Genomic DNA, 15,627 nt, shown 5'->3' with positions numbered 1-15,627 from the left:
CCGAATTAAGAGTTAAGCTCTTCCATGACTTCATCAGACACAGTCAGATTTGTGTAGACGTCTTGCACATCATCTACATCTTCGAGAGCATCAATCAATTTGAAAACCTTCTTAGCACCTTCGGCATCCAGCGGCACATCGACCGATGCTCGAAAATCCTGATCTGAATCCTCAACTTCGATCCCCGCTTCTTCTAGTGCGCTACGCACGGCGGGTACATCCGTTGGTTGACAGATAACCTCGAATTTCTCGCCTTGGTCCTTAACTTCCTCTGCGCCAGCTTCCAAAACAGCAAGCAAAAGCTCATCTTCGGTCAGGCTAGCCTTTTTATCTACCAGAACATAGCCCGTCCGGCTAAACATATAAGCCACAGATCCAGACTCACCCAGGTTTCCACCGTTCTTAGTCATTGCAGTACGCACCTCGGTGGCAGCGCGGTTTTTGTTGTCGGTCAGGCATTCAATCAACATTGCCACACCGTTTGGCGCGTAACCTTCATACATCAAGGACTGCCAATCAGCGCCTCCAGCTTCTTCCCCGGATCCACGTTTCCGTGCACGTTCGATATTGTCAGCAGGAACTGAGGCCTTCTTCGCTTTTTTGATCATGTCGTCAAGCGTTGGGTTAGCCGCAGGGTCACCGCCACCGTTGCGGGCGGCTACTTCAATATTCTTAACGAGTTTCGCGAATTCTTTCCCTCGTTTGGCATCATTGGCAGCCTTTTTGTGTTTGTTGTTTGCCCATTTTGAGTGGCCTGCCATGTCATTCCTTTCAACAGCTTCAACAGCTAGATGTAATAGTTTCTAAGCGTCTTTAACTCCGTTTAGTATACGTGCCACTGCAAGCTCATATATACCGGCCGTTTAGGTTTGCTAATTGGTTCTATCAAAGCAATGAGTCTGCCGATGGTCACGCACCATTCCTTCCTGCGCCACCATTGCGACAAGTCTGACATAAGTACGTTCCAACCTTGACGGGCGCCAAAGTGCGTGGAACCAACAACTTTCCGGAGTTTTCGAGTCACTTTCTAGTCGTTGGCATAATGGAATCTCATCCACACGCAGAACACGACTTACCTCGCTTAATTTCACTTCCATAGCGCTCCACTCATTCACCGTTAGATTAGTGATAAAGATTACAAGACTATCGTGAAATTTTACTCTGCCCCTAAACTAAGCTCCGTGTGTCATATACTCACAAATTGTTGAAGAACTAGAGTTACGATCATGACTCCACAAAAACTCCACCGAACCGCGGCGATCTTGGAAACGATCACCTGGGCGCTATTGCTCTTGGGTATGACCCTAAAATACTCTGGCACCACTGATTCTGTCGTTCCCATCACCGGTAGCATCCACGGCTTTGGATTCTTATGCTTCGTGGTAATGACGACACTGATCTGGGTCAATAATCGATGGACTCCCAACCTGGGCCTCACTGGTTTGTTGGTATCAGTCATACCGTTCGCCGCATGGCCGTTTGCTCGTTGGGCAGAAAAGCAAGGCCACCTCGAAGGCGGTTGGCGGTTCCGAAATACTGAAACAGAGACTCATCCAGAAGGGATTTTTGACTGGGTTTTATACCAAACCGTTCGCTACCCAGCCCGCAGTATCGTTGTGGTGTTAGTAGTGGTAACGACCATATTCAGTCTTCTACTGCTTTTAGGACCACCAGTATCGGTAGAAGACATCATCAACGAATAACCGTACGAAAACCAATACAGTGCAATGCCCCAGAACGGAAAGAAAATTGCGACGCTTAAGAGCTCAAATACGAAGTATATTGAAAGAAATCTGGTAGCGGTGCTCTACCACCCAAGCGGAAATTTCTTACCAGCGGGCGCAACCTTAAGCCACGTGTGCTCGCAACTGCTTCGTTGTAAAACCTATGTGCAAGCTCAACGCGTACATCCGCATCAACCAGCTCCGCATAATGGGAACTGAGTTCGTGGGCAACAAGGCTGCCGGTTGCAGAATCATCGACAGATTTGTCCGCCACAAACTCTTTGTTGACCCTGGCGGATAGCTCCCGTTCTGCACCTTCTCTCGGAGCCAAATTGCCGTGCGCGAGACGAATCGATTCCACTTCCCTAGCTTGGGGAGCCAAATGGGTACTCACAACAGCAACCACAGCCACTCTACGATCGAGTGCTGCTTGCAATGATTGCAGTGCCGCATCGAGTCGGATGTGCAAGCGATGTAGGCGCTGCGCAGTAAAATAAATCCATAATAATGCACTAACGACACAAATCAATAGCAATGCGAGAGCAAGATCAAACATCATTTGCCGTATCGCACCTTCGTACCGTTGACTACGGTTTCATACACCGTTTCTACCTGCGTTGCGACGGATTCCCAATCAAAGTTGTGTGCACGCTTGATCCCTGCTTCCACTAAACGCCTTCTATGCTCGAAATTATCAACAAGCATTCGCAATACCCGCATGAGGTCAGCGCTATCACCGGTCCGGAACAATACCCCTGCGGGTGATTCGTTCGCTGCATCGCATACAACTTCAAAAGCCTCAAGGTCACTAGCAACGACGGCACATCCTGCCGCCATCGCTTCGACTAACACGATTCCGAAGCTTTCGCCCCCTAAATTGGGTGCGACATAAATATCAGCACGACCCAAAATCGCGGCCTTTTCAGCATCACTCACCCGCCCGACGAAATCTATCCCCGGTACTTTGCGCTTGCGTCCTCCGCCCATGATCGTCACCCGCACGTCTCGGTCGAGCTGGTGCAGGGCTTCTAATAGCACGTCCAGACCTTTACGCGATTCGTCTAAGCGTCCGAGAAACACGATCTCAACCGGTGCGGTTTTCTCTTCTAACGGAACACGGTGCTGGGCATAGACTGAAGTATCGACGCCATTCGGAATCAGCACCGGGTCACCACCGAGTTGTTCAACTTGCCAGCGACGCGCCATTTCCGATACTGCAATACCCGCTCGAACCTTGTCCAAAACTGGCCGCAAAATCGGCTTAAAAATATTCAAGAGCAAAGAAGACTCCGCTGAGGCATGATAAGTAGCGACTATCGGCCCCTGCGCCATTCGCAGAACCGCCATCGAATAACTCGGTGAATTCGGTTCATGGATGTGTAGAACATCAAACTGTCCTTCACGAAGAAATCTTTTTACAGTTCGACGAACGTGTAGACCAAAGGACAAACGCGCAACTGAGCCGTTATATCGGATGGGAAACGATCCACCGCCCTTAACAACAAAATCGGGAACGTCGGTTTCTTCAGCAGCTGGACCAAGGACACGAACGGTGTGTCCACGAGTAATCAGTATTGTCGCAAGGTCATAGATATGAGCCTGCACCCCGCCCGGTTCATCAAAAGAGTATGGACAGACTATTCCAATGCGCATCGTGAATCGACCTATTTTTCTTCCTGGGTGTGCGCACGCAAAGCATCGAGTTGTTGTTGGCTCATCCGCTCCGGATCGAGGTCTCGCAGCCACACGGGCTGCAGCATATGCCAATCTTGCGGAGTTTTCGCGATATTCTCAGCGAATGCATCGGCTAGACGCTGAGTTGTCGATTGCACATCACTGACCTCAATTTCGTGAGTGGCCGCTAGGCCCCAATTCGGCGATGCACCATCGTCAATTCCTTGGTACCACGAGTGCACAGCAAACAAGGTAGCTCCGGTCTCTCTGGCAAGAGCAGCTGGTCCCGCCGCCATGGAAGCAGGTTCGCCGAAGAAATCAACAATCACTCCGGTATTCTTCAGGTCACGCTCGCATAATAGCGCAACTACCCCACCGTCATTAAGCACTTGTTTAAGGTACGGAAACGGGGGTTTATCCCCACCAGTGAGAGGGATGACATCAAACCCAATCGAGTTGCGATATTCTACGAAAGCGTCGAACAAAGATTCAGGTTTAACTCGCTCGGCAACTGTAGCAAATTGTCCGTAATGGGCGACAACAAACGCACCAGCCATATCCCAATTGCCGGTGTGCGGCAGCGCGAGCACTACTCCACGCCCACGACTTAGCGCGGCGTCAAAAGCAGAACGCCCAGATACACCTGCAGCGAGCCGTTGCGGCAGGTTGTGTTCGTACTGCATAGTAGGAAGCCGGAAGGCTTCTAACCAATAACGGAAGTAGCTTCGCATTGAGTCGCGTACCAATTGTTTGGTCACGTTTTCAGGTCCGACGACACGGGTCAGATTCTTCCGTAGCTGTTCAGGACCTTTACCATTTCTGCTAACCGCGTCGGCAATTTTTTCAAAGACCCTGCGTGTTAACCATAAAGGCAAACGCCGCACTAGGGACCATCCTGCAAAATAGCCGTAAGCCACGATATTCTCTTGCCATGGAGGGCGTTTGTGTAATCCGAAATCTTTTTTCATGCAGTGGCCTTCCTCGCAATAGAGTCGAGACGCCGGGCCATAGAAATCCGCTGGTAAACCGTAAACACCGAACCGACCGCTAAAATCCACAATGCGAAATCAATCGCGTACGGCACCCCGAGGCCTTGCAGACCAATTCCGGCTAAAGCAACGATCAAACGTTCCGGTCGTTCTACAAGCCCTCCAACCAGATTCAACCCGGACGCTTCACCGCGAGCCTTGACATAACTGATGACTTGTGAAGACACAAGGACCAATAGTGAAGCTACTATCAAAGGTTTTGGGGCGTCGTAAGAATAAATCAGCCACCAAGTAATTGCCGCAAACAGCGCGCCGTCAGTGATTCGGTCGCATGTAGCATCCAATGTCGCTCCGAAACCAGATGCCCCGCCTTTCAGGCGTGCCATCGTGCCATCTATCATGTCGAACGCGGCAAACAGTCCTGACAAAATCGCCGCCCACAATAGAAAGCCTGCAGGAATCAATACGACGGCAATCGCAGTAGTCACAACTGCCCCAATCACCGTCACCATATTCGGGGTTAAGCCAGCAGCAATTGCCAATTTGGCGAGGGGTTCTACAACCACTGCCGCGGGTTTTCGACCATGAACGCTAAGCATCGGTGGCGTTATTCACTCCCTCATTATCAGTATTTTCTGCGGCAATTTCTGCCCAGCCTTCCGCCAGAATACTGCGTGTATCCGCTAATAACTCCGGCAACACCTTAATTCCATCAATTATTGTCAAGAAATTGGCGTCACCTTGCCAACGCGGCACCACATGCATGTGTAAGTGGTCGCGAACGCTACCGCCACTAGCCCCGCCGAGATTCATGCCGACATTGACCGCATGTGGACTGGAAACATGCTTTAAAACCCGAATGGCCATCTGGGTGTACTGGAACAATTCCACCGACTCTTCGAAATCCAAGTCTTCCAGATTCGAAACTTTTCTATACGGAACTACCAGCATATGACCTGCATTATAAGGGTACAGATTCAGCAAAGCATAGACCTTTTCACCTCGTGCAACGATGAGTCCGTCCTCGTCGCTTTTCTTTGGTGCCTCAAGGAAGGGATCTTCGCTTTTTGCTGCAATATAAGCCTTACGATACGGAGCCCACAGGCGCTGCAAACGATCCGCTTCCCCAGCGCCCTGGTCAACCCGCTGCTGCTCGTTAATCTCGTTTGCCAAAGGTCTCCTTCGACGGTGCATCGTTACGACGCTGAACGATCCACTCACTAATCAACGTAACCGCCTCAGCGACGGGAACCCCGTTTAACTGTGTGCCGTCGAGGAAACGGAATGATACTGCCCCGGCCTCCACATCACGTCCACCGGCGAGTAACATAAATGGGATTTTCCCGGTGGTGTGGTTACGAATTTTTTTCTGCATCCGGTCGTCGGAAGTATCCACGTCCGCGCGAATGCCCCGTGCTCGCAACTGTGCCGTGATCTCTTCCAAGTGAGGAACAAACTCATCAGCTACCGGGATGCCCATCACTTGCTGCGGCGCAAGCCAGGCCGGAAATACGCCGGCGTAGTGTTCGAGCAAAACCCCAAAGAAACGTTCAATTGATCCGAACAGGGCGCGGTGCACCATGATCGGGCGTTTTTTGCTGCCATCTGGCGCCGTATATTCGAGCTCGAAACGCTCCGGTAAGTTGAAGTCCAGCTGAACGGTCGACATCTGCCAAGTACGACCGATGGCATCGCGCGCCTGGACCGAAATCTTCGGCCCGTAAAATGCAGCACCTTCGGGGTCCGGCACCAAGCTCAGCCCCGAAGAATCAGCGACGCGTTGCAAAATGGCAGTCGAGCGCTCCCAGATCTCATCAGAACCAACGAACTTCTTCGGATCTTTGGTGGAAAGTTCTAGATAGAAATCATCCAACCCATAGTCACGCAGTAGAGAAATGATGAAATCGATGACTTTCCGAAGCTCATCTTCCAGCTGGTCTTCCGTGCAATAAATGTGGGCATCGTCCTGAGTGAAGCCACGTGCACGGGTCAGGCCGTGAACGACTCCTGATTTTTCGTAACGATAAACCGTACCAAATTCAAACAGACGCAAAGGCAATTCGCGATAGGAACGTCCCCGTGACGCGAAAATCAGATTATGCATCGGACAATTCATTGGCTTAGCGTAATAGTCTTGCGGCGGCTTGGTAACGCTGCCTTCCGCATCATATTCACCGTCAAGCTGCATTGGCGGAAACATGCCCTCGGAATAGAAATCCAGATGGCCAGATTTGCGGAACAAATCCCCCTTAGTCAAGTGTGGGGTGTTGACAAAAGAGTATCCAGCTTCAATGTGGCGACGGCGCGAAAATTCTTCCATTTCCATGCGCACGGTGGCACCATTGGGATGGAAGACTGGGAACCCGGAACCAATTTCTTCTGGAAAGGAGAAAAGGTCCAATTCAGCGCCAAGCCGCCGATGGTCACGCTTTTCGGCTTCCTCCATCATCGTCTGATACGCCTCTAAAGCTTCAGACGATTCCCATGCAGTCCCATAAACTCGCTGCAAATCAGCTTGCGACTGGTCACCACGCCAATATGCTGCCGAAGCCCGAGTCAGGCTAAAGGCTGGGATGTACTTCGTCGTCGGAAGATGTGGGCCACGACAGAGGTCCGACCATTCCACGTCACCGGTGCGGGGGTTGAGGTTGTCGTAGTATGTCAGCTCTCCGGCGCCGACTTCCGTCGCCTCATCCGAATCCGGATCCACGTTTCCCTTATCGGCTACCAGCTCAAGCTTAAACGGTTCGTCAGCAAGTGCTAACTCAGCTGCAGCGGAATCAGCGAAAACACCACGGACAAAACGTTGTCCTGTCTTGATGATCTTTTTCATCCGCTTTTCGATCTTTTTCAGATCATCGGGAGTGAATGGTTCTGCGACCTGGAAATCGTAATAGAAGCCGTTGTCGATGGCCGGGCCAATTCCCAACTTCGTGCCAGGAAATTCTTTTTGCACAGCCTGCGCTAGTACGTGTGCACAGGAGTGGCGGATGACTCCACGGCCTTCTACAGAGCCTGCGATAATTGGCCAGAAATCGCCATTCGTTTCGGGAACATGGCTAAGGTCTTTTAGCGCGCCGTCGGCGTCTTTGACGCACACGACCGCTTCCGGACCTTTATTAGGAAACCCAAGCTCCTTCATTGCAGCACCAACTGGTGTGCCAGCATTAACGCTAAAAGGCTGTGCGGGGTTCGCCAAAGGCTCGAGTGTGTGGACCATGAAAGTTTGCGCTCCTTTGCGCTCATTGGCTGCGGCATACCTGGCCGCAGCCTGAAGAAAACTAGTTACCGAGCTATTTTAGCGCCTCAGGTTTTACACGTTGCATCCAGGCTAGCCAACACCAGCTCAGAGACATACAACACTCATGCTTACCCTTTACCATGAGTCTCTAATAAGGATTGCCCCCAATACTCATCTCGTCCCTTACCTTCTACATCGGTTCCGGGAGGGATAGCCCAGACCGAAGATCCAATGTGCGTAATCCACTCGTTAAGTCTGTCGACTTCGTCTAAACGGCTTTGAATCGGAATAAATTGCTCACGCGGGTCCTGCTGGAAACAGATAAATATCAACCCTGAATTCGAAAGCTGACCGTCTCCCGGCTCTGGGGGCAAATCGTAGCTAAACGGACGACGCAAGAGTTTCTGTTGCGGTTTGTCTAGCGGATTGCGCGCACGTGCCATGTGACTGGTGGGATCAATAACAGGTAGTCCAAATTTATCGCGGGCGGCAAAATCTGGATCATCGTGTTCTTCTGTTCCGGTCAATGGAGCCCCGGAATCGAGTTTCCGTCCCATAGCATTTTCGCGGGATGCCCGGTCTAGTTTCTCCCATGTATCCAAGTTCATCCGAATGCGTCGAATAACCATCGCGCTACCACCATGTATCCATGATGGTGCAGGAGAGTCATCTGCGATAAAAACTTGGTTGGCAAATTCTTGCTCTGACCTAGGATTTACAGTTCCATCGAATTGTCCGAAAAGATTACGGGGTGTAGTGGACTTAGCACGGGCGCCATCAGCATGGTTGAATCCTTGTTGCAACCACGCCACATCGACGTAATCTACGCCAGAACGAATCATATGACGCAATGCATAGGCCGCTGTAATTGGCTCATCAGAGCCGATCTGAAGCATTAAATCGGCTTCACCCCACTGGGGATCTAATTGATCACGGTCAAATTTTGGCAACGGCGCCAACCAGTCTGGACGCTGGTCTTCAGCACCGATGACGGTAAACAGCCCTGGACCAAAGCCAACAGTGATGGTCAGGTTTCCAGGAATATTCAACAATTCAGGCTCCAACGTGCCACGGGGTGCGATACCGGCGGTCAATCGCCGTGCGTCCTCGGTCCATAGCTTCAGAAGCCTGGCTACTCCAACGCGGTCCACACCTTCCTTCAGGTTGAAAGCAACTATATTGGCGCGTGCCTGCTGTGCTTCTTTAATTCCTGCCTGATGTTCACCATCGAATTCCACGACGGCGTTTTGCAACCTTACGTCAGCCATGCCATCGCTACCGGGAGCACCGTTTCGGCTTTCCCGGCCTACCGTAGACTGCTGAGCTTGGGAGCATCCCTGCAAAGCCATCGCGGAAGCGCCAGTGCTTAAACCAGCGAGAAAGTGCCTGCGTGAAAAACCAGCCACGAAACTAGCTCCTTTTTAATGCTATTGCCCGTTGTCGTTTAGGTTCTTTCCTCAGCGTTGCGGTCGCTGCCGCGATAGTGTCGCAAGGAATTAACGATTCTTACTTGTGGTCGCCGTGGTCGTGACCTTCATGATCATGGTCGCTATGGCCGTGACTGTCATGGTCATGGCCATCGTGACCTTCTAGATCACCATATTTTTCATCTCCCGCACCGATAGTACGGACCGGAACGGGTTCTAGGTCCACTTCCGTGCCGTCACTAAGCTTGAGTGTGATGACGATTTCGTCGCCAGCAGAGATTTCTTCGTCATACTCCATGATCATCAAGTGACCGCCACCAGGCTGCAGTTTGTGTGACTCCCCGGCAGAAATTTTCAATTCCTCTTCCCGCTCTCGCATGGAACCATTGACAACCTCATGGATTTCGTACCGCGCCTCACCTAAGCTCGTGGTGAAGCTTTCGATGACGATGTCTTCACCGGAGGTGTTTTTCAGTTCACCGAAAATAGCTGTCATCGGTTCACCAGCAGCTTTCGCCTTGACCACGCCATCCTCCAGAATAAGCTCACTGTCGGCTGATTCCGTTGCTTTTGTGGTCGATTCGGCGGTAGAGCTTTCAGAAGTCGCCGGATTAGCACTACTGTCAGCTTCATCATTCGCGCATGCAGCCAAGGTCAAACCTGCTGTCAGAAAAAGAGCGATCAATGGTAGGGCTTTGTGCTTCATGATTTTCATCCTTTTCGCTTTAGACGACTTACACTAACTAGATTGCATTGTTTTACAGTGTGCCAGATTCCCATTGCACAGGACGGATACCGTGCTCGAGATTTGCACACAATTCCAGTTATTAGTTATCGAACCGCTTACGTTTTTGGATCAACAACACAATAACCGCAAGAGCAGCAGCGACAGCACCGATCGCAATAATGATGCTGGCAGCACCGATGCCATCCGACTCGTCAGCATTGTCAGCAGATTCATCTGTCTCGGTGGATTTGCTATCTGCATTGGACCCCGAGTTGGTAGATCCCTCGGCATCAGATTCATCACCAACGATAAACTCCAGGCCACCGCGGGTCGCATGACCGTCAGATGAGGTGATCTGATAGCCCAGGGAATATGTCCCATCAGGAGTATCGAGACCATCTGGCACCTCGACTGTCAGCATCCTCCCGTCCAGCACTGGTTCAGCATCAAAGACAGTTCGACCATTCGAATCCGTTACCGCAACTGTGTTAAAGCCTTCGCGTGGTTCTCCAGAAAATTCAAGAACAATGGTCTCTGGGAATTCCTCAACGACAGCACCATCAGCAAGGTTACTATCAACGACAACATCATGAGCTGACGCATGTGGCATAGACAACCACAAAGCAGCTGCACTCAAGGCGGTCGCCGCCAAGCCTGTGTTCATACGGCGTAGATGTGTTTTCTGAGCACCATTGCCCATCAAGTTCGGCCTCCGTTTTGTTCACTAGGTGTTGAGCTTCGGACGAGTCTCACATGAGTAGTCGTTACACCTAAACGATTAGTTCCGACAAACACTAGCTTACTAAAGTAATCTCGCTCACAATACCAAAGTGCAAGCCATTCTATGCAAGCATGCGAAAGCGCCGCTTCTCCATATAAAGAAGCGGCGCTAGTCCCTTTCGGGAACCAGAGCGGATGACGAGACTCGAACTCGCGACCCTCACCTTGGCAAGGTGATGCGCTACCAACTGCGCTACATCCGCAAAAGAAAACCACAGGCCCGGTTTCCTTGGAGAAATTCGACGTCGCCGAGATTTCTCGTGTGCGCGATACTGGACTTGAACCAGTGACCCCTACCGTGTCGAGGTAGTGCTCTACCAACTGAGCTAATCGCGCCAACAATGACGAGCTTGCCGCCATTGTGACTAGAGGTGGAAACGGGAATCGAACCCGTGTGCACGGTTTTGCAGACCGTTGCCTCACCACTCGGCCATTCCACCGTGGCAATACCGCCTCCGACAGGATACCCATAAATCGGGAACCAGAGCGGATGACGAGACTCGAACTCGCGACCCTCACCTTGGCAAGGTGATGCGCTACCAACTGCGCTACATCCGCGGGCGAGGACACCGTGAGATGTGTCCTCTGTGCGCGATACTGGACTTGAACCAGTGACCCCTACCGTGTCGAGGTAGTGCTCTACCAACTGAGCTAATCGCGCTAGCCTATGGAGTTTTCACTCGACGCCCAACACCAGGGCCAACCCATCAGAAATGGAGCCGGAACCGGCGCTTTGCGCTGAGCGGATGACGAGACTCGAACTCGCGACCCTCACCTTGGCAAGGTGATGCGCTACCAACTGCGCTACATCCGCAAGCAGTGCTTCGTGCACTGCTTAAGTGACTCTAGTGGCACCACTGTAGAAATACCAAATCACGAGGTGAGACCCACGTCCGAGCCCCTCAACTATACGAGCCTATACCTCAATGAGTCTTTAAAAACACCCCACTTGTTCGTCTCCCGAATCTAGGACTGTAATGTGAGCGACATGTACAAGTGGCCCAGCATCGATCAACTTATCGGCCCAGAACGGCGAAACCAAGACGACTACTGGGTTCGCGCAGTCTTTGCAAGCACCATCACCGGCTCCACATCTGTCAACGGCCGTTCACAGGATCTGGGCAACCAGCTCGATACGGAATTATTACTAGGGCTTCGCGAATGGGCAGAGGTAATAGTCGTCGGTTCAGGAACTGTTCGTGCAGAAGACTATGCCGGCGTCCAACCAACCGATAAAAAACCCAACCCAGCGCCGCTTGCAGTCATGACTTCATCACTAGATTTCGACTACGATTCACGATTTTTTCACGACTACCATGTCCCGCATTTGTTCATGGTGCCCGAATCCTCGTTGCAGGATCCAACCAACTACACCAAGGTTCAAAAGTTGCAAGCCTTCGGAGAAGTTATTTCCACCGGCAGCGGTACAGTACGGGAATGTATAACGACATTGGTCAATCGTGGCTTTGTACGCATTAGCTGCGAAGGTGGCCCTTCGATCTTGGGCGGCCTAATTTCGGCAAACGCTGTAGATCAGTTTTATCTCACTATCGATCCTACATTGACCAACGCTGTGGAATCACCGATTACTCGCTGCACCAGTGACACAACCGTCAAACACAAAATGCGTTTAGAATCTTCCATGCACTGCCCAGATAGCACACTCTTTCTGCGCTATGGCCACCCGCGGGTAAACTCAATGTGATGAAGGAACTCAAGCTACCGCAGGTGTCTAATCAGCACTTACAGGCTTTTTTATGGCCACTCGCTATCCTGCTTGGGTTGCAGCTGGTGTTGGTCGACAGCTTCAACGGAGCAGTAACCGACGACTTCACAACCGTCTATTCTGCTCTACAACGCTTCCTTGACGGAGAGAATGTTTATCAACAGATCTACCACCACACTGATCCGTTGTACCTTTACAATCCAGGCGCTACGCTTTTGCTGTCCCCACTCGGATTTGTTACCCATGCTGGAATTGCACGAGCATTATTCATCTTCGCTAATTTCGGCGCCATCATAGTCTCGTTGGGCATCTTAATCCGAATGTTCGGTTTTTCCCTGCGGAATCCTATTTTTCCACTGACGATCACAGTAGCCACCCTGACCGAATCTGTCCGCAATACCCTTATTTTTTCCAACGTCAACGGTCTACTCCTACTTGCACTCGTAAGCTACCTATGGTGCTTGACTGACGATCGTCGTTGGGCCCGTTGGACTGGCGGGATCATCATCGGACTCGCGATTCTCATCAAGCCGCAGTTTGCCCCACTGCTATTTTTACCTTTGGTTATGCGCTGGTGGTTCACGATATTCGTAGGCATCGCGGTGCCCTTAGTTCTCAACTTCGTCGCTTGGCCAATAACCCCTGGTGCTGACAACTACCGCACAGAACTCATCCCGCATCTACGTCAGACTCGAGATTTCGCTAATTCCTCATTACCGGGGCTCGCCGAATATTTCGCCATGCCCAGCTGGCTTTACTACTTATTGTGGATCTTTTTTGCGGGGCTAGCCGTCATTTCAGTACTCACACTGTTATCTCTGCGTAAAAAAGACCATCTGCTCTGGCTTGTCACTACATCTGGAGTATTGTTCTGCGGTGTCTTCTTCTTGTCTTCTTTAGGGCAAATGTATTATTCCATGCTGCTGTTTCCAATGATTTTCAGCGTAGCCAGGCAACGCAGCGTGTTCCATATCTGGCCATCGTGGTTAGCAGCAATTTTGTTCTTACTTCCAGTAAGTTGGGCTACCACATGGACACCGCGTGACTTTCCCCCACTGGGGATATGGCTAAACTATTTCGCTGCAACCGCTGGCTGGGGCCTATTGCTCTTGACCACGGTGTGCTGTTCCGTAGCATGGCATTTACACGACCGACAGCATACGGACTCGCAACTCGGTAGTTAACTGCGGGCCATGCACCGGAAGCCCAGATAAGAGCGTCCGGAAAATGAAACACCTGCGATACTTACTCCCGCTTACGCAGGCGTAGAATATCCCCCATGACAGATTTTTCCTTGATTGCCGATGACCAATGGCGCAAACGCCTCAGCGCGGAAGAATACCGTGTGCTCAGAGAAGGCGGCACGGAAGCTCCACACACTGGTGAATACACAAACACGACCACTGAGGGCATTTATTCCTGTCGAGCGTGCGGTGCAGAATTATTCCGCTCTAACCAAAAATTTTCGTCACATTGCGGCTGGCCATCGTTCTTTTCGCCACTGGCTGGTGATTCCGTCATTGAGCGGGAAGATCGCTCACACGGAATGGTACGTACGGAAGTCCTCTGCGCCAGCTGTCACTCACATTTGGGACACGTATTCGCTGGGGAAGGCTATGACACCCCCACCGATTTACGCTACTGCATTAATTCGGTGGCGATGACGCTCAAAGAATCCTAAGTCTGGCAGGCTTGAGGTGCGAGTAGCACTAGCACCTCAAACGACGAAATACCGGCGGTATTGAATTCGCTAGTCCTTTTCTAGGGCTTAGGGAAGGATCTGCACTAACTCGTCCAAGTTTTCCACCATTCGACCGGTGTAAAACGGCAATTCTTCACGTACGTGCAACCGGGCCTCCGTGTAGCGCATAGTGTGCATCAAATCAACAATGCGCCCCAAGTCTTGGGCTTCAAACGACAACATCCATTCGTAATCACTCAGCACGAAGGCAGCGATGGTATTAGCACGCACATCTGCAAAATCACGCGCTTTCAAGCCATGTTCGCGAAGAATACGGGCACGTTTTTCCTCGTCTATGATGTACCAGTCATATGAGCGAATGAACGGGTAAACGCAGCACCACTTTTCAGGCGATTCTCCCATAATGAAAGCTGGGAGGTGCCGTTTGTTGAATTCTGACGGGCGGTGCACACCATTTCCTGCCCATACCAACGAACTCGCCTTACCCAGAGAAGTCTCACGACGGAATGCGGCAAAAGCCGCTTGCAACTCCTCAAAGTTTTCTGCATGCCACCAGATCATGAAATCAGCATCGGCTTTCATACCCGCAAGATCATAAATACCACGAACGGTCACGAGACCTTCGTCGGCAAGCTTGTCGAAAAACTCTTGCGCCTCAGCTGCCATTCGCTCGCGCGATGTTTTATCGCCAGCAGTAAATCCCTTGTCAAGCTTAAACACCGCGTGCTGGCTGTAACGCTGCAGCTTATTCAGCTCATCGTAATTCAGTTCTTGTTGGGCTTCGTGTTCAGACGCCGACATGAAAACCTCCTGGTTTTGCAAGTTTGGTTCGCAAAATTATCGTGACAAGCAAAGTTTCTGGAGTGGTTTGTGCACAAGGCACAAAGCGAAACCCAAAAGCAGTGCTCACCGAAAAGCGACCACGCAATAGGTGGTACTGCCACCAATCCTACCCCACGGCGCGCCTTCACCACTATGAAGAGTCTCAACATTAGGTTGAACCTTGTGAATGAGACAGATGCGTCGATGAACTTGCAGGGCACCACTGCTTCTAAGTTAGAGCGTGGCCTGACACCCCCGGCTTTTAGCGAAGCCGTGGAATCAATGCACCAGGCTAACCTGCGTCAAGGTATTTCACTCGGGACAATCCGCCCTCCCCAGCGATTAGCACCTTTTAGCCATGCAATAGGCCTGGAAGTAGACCATCTCGATAAAGAAAACACCCCGACCGATTCTGAAGGCGATGCTTTCGGTCGACTGATTCTCTTGCATGACCCCGGAGCACAGGAATCGTGGGAAGGGGAAATGCGGTTAGTCGCCTACATCCAGGCCGACATGGAGTCAGCAGTTGCTACCGATCCTTTGTTACCCGACGTTGCATGGCAATGGCTCGAAGAAGGTTTAGAAACGCACTCTGCTGGCTACACAAACCTTGGAGGTACCGTCACTTCTACAACCTCAGTCCGCTTTGGCGAAGTCGGTGGCCCTCCTCGCGCTTACCAACTCGAATTGCGGGCATCGTGGACAGCGAAAAACAATCAACTTGCCGATCATGTGGACGCCTTTGCAGAAGTGCTCGCCCATATCGCTGGTCTACCACCAGAAGGGGTAAGTCAGCTACGTCGCTAAAGCTATGC

16 protein-coding genes and 6 tRNA genes are annotated in these 15,627 nt (G+C 51.3%); 5 read left to right on the top strand and 17 right to left on the bottom strand.

Features of this window, described 5'->3' with window-relative positions:
* Nucleotides 1–5 precede the first annotated feature (5 nt).
* Nucleotides 6–761, bottom strand: a complete 756-nt coding sequence (locus tag A5774_RS03065; protein WP_021352567.1) for a YebC/PmpR family DNA-binding transcriptional regulator — start codon at nucleotides 759–761, stop codon at nucleotides 6–8.
* A gap of 465 nt (nucleotides 762–1,226) precedes the next feature.
* On the opposite strand from A5774_RS03065, the gene A5774_RS03060 reads away from it, so the two are divergent.
* Complete coding sequence (locus A5774_RS03060) at nucleotides 1,227–1,703, top strand: DUF3817 domain-containing protein (protein ID WP_064833286.1); 477 nt, start codon at nucleotides 1,227–1,229, stop codon at nucleotides 1,701–1,703.
* Between the two features lie 55 nt (nucleotides 1,704–1,758).
* Here the strand turns inward: A5774_RS03060 and A5774_RS03055 are convergent, their stop codons facing one another.
* The 15 genes from A5774_RS03055 to A5774_RS02985 form a co-directional block, all read right to left on the bottom strand.
* Nucleotides 1,759–2,283, bottom strand: coding sequence for a hypothetical protein (locus A5774_RS03055; RefSeq protein ID WP_021352569.1), 525 nt, complete (start codon nucleotides 2,281–2,283; stop codon nucleotides 1,759–1,761).
* Entirely contained in the window at nucleotides 2,280–3,377 is a 1,098-nt protein-coding gene (locus A5774_RS03050) for a glycosyltransferase family 4 protein (RefSeq protein ID WP_064833284.1), read from the bottom strand. Before A5774_RS03050 ends, A5774_RS03055 begins: the two co-directional genes overlap by 4 nt.
* Before the next feature lie 11 nt (nucleotides 3,378–3,388).
* Complete coding sequence (locus tag A5774_RS03045) at nucleotides 3,389–4,366, bottom strand: phosphatidylinositol mannoside acyltransferase (RefSeq protein WP_064833282.1); 978 nt, start codon at nucleotides 4,364–4,366, stop codon at nucleotides 3,389–3,391.
* Nucleotides 4,363–4,986: a phosphatidylinositol phosphate synthase gene (pgsA, locus tag A5774_RS03040; RefSeq protein WP_021352572.1), complete on the bottom strand. Its 624-nt coding sequence runs from the start codon at nucleotides 4,984–4,986 to the stop codon at nucleotides 4,363–4,365. The genes A5774_RS03045 and pgsA overlap by 4 nt, the downstream gene beginning before the upstream one ends.
* The gene (locus A5774_RS03035) at nucleotides 4,979–5,581 is read right to left on the bottom strand and encodes an HIT domain-containing protein (RefSeq protein ID WP_064833281.1); all 603 of its coding nucleotides are present in this window, start codon (nucleotides 5,579–5,581) and stop codon (nucleotides 4,979–4,981) included. Before A5774_RS03035 ends, pgsA begins: the two co-directional genes overlap by 8 nt.
* A complete protein-coding gene (gene thrS / locus A5774_RS03030; RefSeq protein ID WP_023019391.1) occupies nucleotides 5,544–7,607 on the bottom strand; it encodes a threonine--tRNA ligase in 2,064 nt (687 codons plus the stop codon). Before thrS ends, A5774_RS03035 begins: the two co-directional genes overlap by 38 nt.
* A 149-nt stretch (nucleotides 7,608–7,756) precedes the next feature.
* The gene (locus A5774_RS03025; RefSeq protein WP_081703772.1) at nucleotides 7,757–8,977 is read right to left on the bottom strand and encodes a Dyp-type peroxidase; all 1,221 of its coding nucleotides are present in this window, start codon (nucleotides 8,975–8,977) and stop codon (nucleotides 7,757–7,759) included.
* A 157-nt stretch (nucleotides 8,978–9,134) separates the two neighbouring features.
* Nucleotides 9,135–9,761 (bottom strand): copper chaperone PCu(A)C, encoded by a 627-nt coding sequence (locus tag A5774_RS03020; protein WP_064833343.1) that lies wholly within the window; start codon nucleotides 9,759–9,761, stop codon nucleotides 9,135–9,137.
* Between the two features lie 121 nt (nucleotides 9,762–9,882).
* Nucleotides 9,883–10,482, bottom strand: a complete 600-nt coding sequence (locus tag A5774_RS03015) for a copper resistance protein CopC (protein WP_064833280.1) — start codon at nucleotides 10,480–10,482, stop codon at nucleotides 9,883–9,885.
* Between the two features lie 210 nt (nucleotides 10,483–10,692).
* A tRNA-Gly gene (locus A5774_RS03010) sits at nucleotides 10,693–10,765 on the bottom strand.
* A 60-nt stretch (nucleotides 10,766–10,825) separates the two neighbouring features.
* A tRNA-Val gene (locus A5774_RS03005) sits at nucleotides 10,826–10,898 on the bottom strand.
* Nucleotides 10,899–10,931: 33 nt separating this feature from the next.
* Nucleotides 10,932–11,002, bottom strand: a tRNA-Cys gene (locus A5774_RS03000).
* A 45-nt stretch (nucleotides 11,003–11,047) separates the two neighbouring features.
* Nucleotides 11,048–11,120, bottom strand: a tRNA-Gly gene (locus A5774_RS02995).
* Between the two features lie 30 nt (nucleotides 11,121–11,150).
* A tRNA-Val gene (locus A5774_RS02990) sits at nucleotides 11,151–11,223 on the bottom strand.
* A gap of 80 nt (nucleotides 11,224–11,303) precedes the next feature.
* Nucleotides 11,304–11,376, bottom strand: a tRNA-Gly gene (locus A5774_RS02985).
* 174 nt (nucleotides 11,377–11,550) lie between these two features.
* Between A5774_RS02985 and A5774_RS02980 the strand changes: the two genes are divergently transcribed.
* The 3 genes from A5774_RS02980 (at nucleotide 11,551) to msrB (ending at nucleotide 13,969) form a co-directional block, all read left to right on the top strand.
* Complete coding sequence (locus tag A5774_RS02980; protein ID WP_064833279.1) at nucleotides 11,551–12,267, top strand: dihydrofolate reductase family protein; 717 nt, start codon at nucleotides 11,551–11,553, stop codon at nucleotides 12,265–12,267.
* Nucleotides 12,267–13,472: a glycosyltransferase family 87 protein gene (locus A5774_RS02975; RefSeq protein ID WP_064833270.1), complete on the top strand. Its 1,206-nt coding sequence runs from the start codon at nucleotides 12,267–12,269 to the stop codon at nucleotides 13,470–13,472. Before A5774_RS02980 ends, A5774_RS02975 begins: the two co-directional genes overlap by 1 nt.
* A gap of 95 nt (nucleotides 13,473–13,567) precedes the next feature.
* Nucleotides 13,568–13,969: a peptide-methionine (R)-S-oxide reductase MsrB gene (msrB, locus tag A5774_RS02970; RefSeq protein ID WP_021352582.1), complete on the top strand. Its 402-nt coding sequence runs from the start codon at nucleotides 13,568–13,570 to the stop codon at nucleotides 13,967–13,969.
* A gap of 87 nt (nucleotides 13,970–14,056) precedes the next feature.
* Here the strand turns inward: msrB and hemQ are convergent, their stop codons facing one another.
* A complete protein-coding gene (hemQ, locus tag A5774_RS02965; RefSeq protein WP_023019386.1) occupies nucleotides 14,057–14,791 on the bottom strand; it encodes a hydrogen peroxide-dependent heme synthase in 735 nt (244 codons plus the stop codon).
* A 225-nt stretch (nucleotides 14,792–15,016) separates the two neighbouring features.
* On the opposite strand from hemQ, the gene A5774_RS02960 reads away from it, so the two are divergent.
* The gene (locus A5774_RS02960; RefSeq protein WP_051137467.1) at nucleotides 15,017–15,619 is read left to right on the top strand and encodes a DUF3000 domain-containing protein; all 603 of its coding nucleotides are present in this window, start codon (nucleotides 15,017–15,019) and stop codon (nucleotides 15,617–15,619) included.
* Nucleotides 15,620–15,627 lie beyond the last annotated feature (8 nt).

It is taken from the genome of Corynebacterium sp. EPI-003-04-2554_SCH2473622 (assembly GCF_001665955.1).
Lineage (GTDB): Bacteria > Actinomycetota > Actinomycetes > Mycobacteriales > Mycobacteriaceae > Corynebacterium > Corynebacterium pseudodiphtheriticum.
The sequence above is the reverse complement of the archived record's forward strand: the minus strand, read 5'-3'. Positions and strand labels throughout refer to the sequence as shown.

What these genes read in the sequence shown, in the direction of transcription:
- A5774_RS03065 (WP_021352567.1), bottom strand. Translation starts at nt 761, where the DNA reads ATGGCAGGCCACTCAAAATGGGCAAACAACAAACACAAAAAGGCTGCC.
- A5774_RS03060 (WP_064833286.1), top strand. Translation starts at nt 1,227, where the DNA reads ATGACTCCACAAAAACTCCACCGAACCGCGGCGATCTTGGAAACGATC.
- A5774_RS03055 (WP_021352569.1), bottom strand. Translation starts at nt 2,283, where the DNA reads ATGATGTTTGATCTTGCTCTCGCATTGCTATTGATTTGTGTCGTTAGT.
- A5774_RS03050 (WP_064833284.1), bottom strand. Translation starts at nt 3,377, where the DNA reads ATGCGCATTGGAATAGTCTGTCCATACTCTTTTGATGAACCGGGCGGG.
- A5774_RS03045 (WP_064833282.1), bottom strand. Translation starts at nt 4,366, where the DNA reads ATGAAAAAAGATTTCGGATTACACAAACGCCCTCCATGGCAAGAGAAT.
- pgsA (WP_021352572.1), bottom strand. Translation starts at nt 4,986, where the DNA reads ATGCTTAGCGTTCATGGTCGAAAACCCGCGGCAGTGGTTGTAGAACCC.
- A5774_RS03035 (WP_064833281.1), bottom strand. Translation starts at nt 5,581, where the DNA reads ATGCACCGTCGAAGGAGACCTTTGGCAAACGAGATTAACGAGCAGCAG.
- thrS (WP_023019391.1), bottom strand. Translation starts at nt 7,607, where the DNA reads ATGGTCCACACACTCGAGCCTTTGGCGAACCCCGCACAGCCTTTTAGC.
- A5774_RS03025 (WP_081703772.1), bottom strand. Translation starts at nt 8,977, where the DNA reads ATGGCTTTGCAGGGATGCTCCCAAGCTCAGCAGTCTACGGTAGGCCGG.
- A5774_RS03020 (WP_064833343.1), bottom strand. Translation starts at nt 9,761, where the DNA reads ATGAAGCACAAAGCCCTACCATTGATCGCTCTTTTTCTGACAGCAGGT.
- A5774_RS03015 (WP_064833280.1), bottom strand. Translation starts at nt 10,482, where the DNA reads ATGGGCAATGGTGCTCAGAAAACACATCTACGCCGTATGAACACAGGC.
- A5774_RS02980 (WP_064833279.1), top strand. Translation starts at nt 11,551, where the DNA reads ATGTACAAGTGGCCCAGCATCGATCAACTTATCGGCCCAGAACGGCGA.
- A5774_RS02975 (WP_064833270.1), top strand. Translation starts at nt 12,267, where the DNA reads ATGAAGGAACTCAAGCTACCGCAGGTGTCTAATCAGCACTTACAGGCT.
- msrB (WP_021352582.1), top strand. Translation starts at nt 13,568, where the DNA reads ATGACAGATTTTTCCTTGATTGCCGATGACCAATGGCGCAAACGCCTC.
- hemQ (WP_023019386.1), bottom strand. Translation starts at nt 14,791, where the DNA reads ATGTCGGCGTCTGAACACGAAGCCCAACAAGAACTGAATTACGATGAG.
- A5774_RS02960 (WP_051137467.1), top strand. Translation starts at nt 15,017, where the DNA reads ATGAACTTGCAGGGCACCACTGCTTCTAAGTTAGAGCGTGGCCTGACA.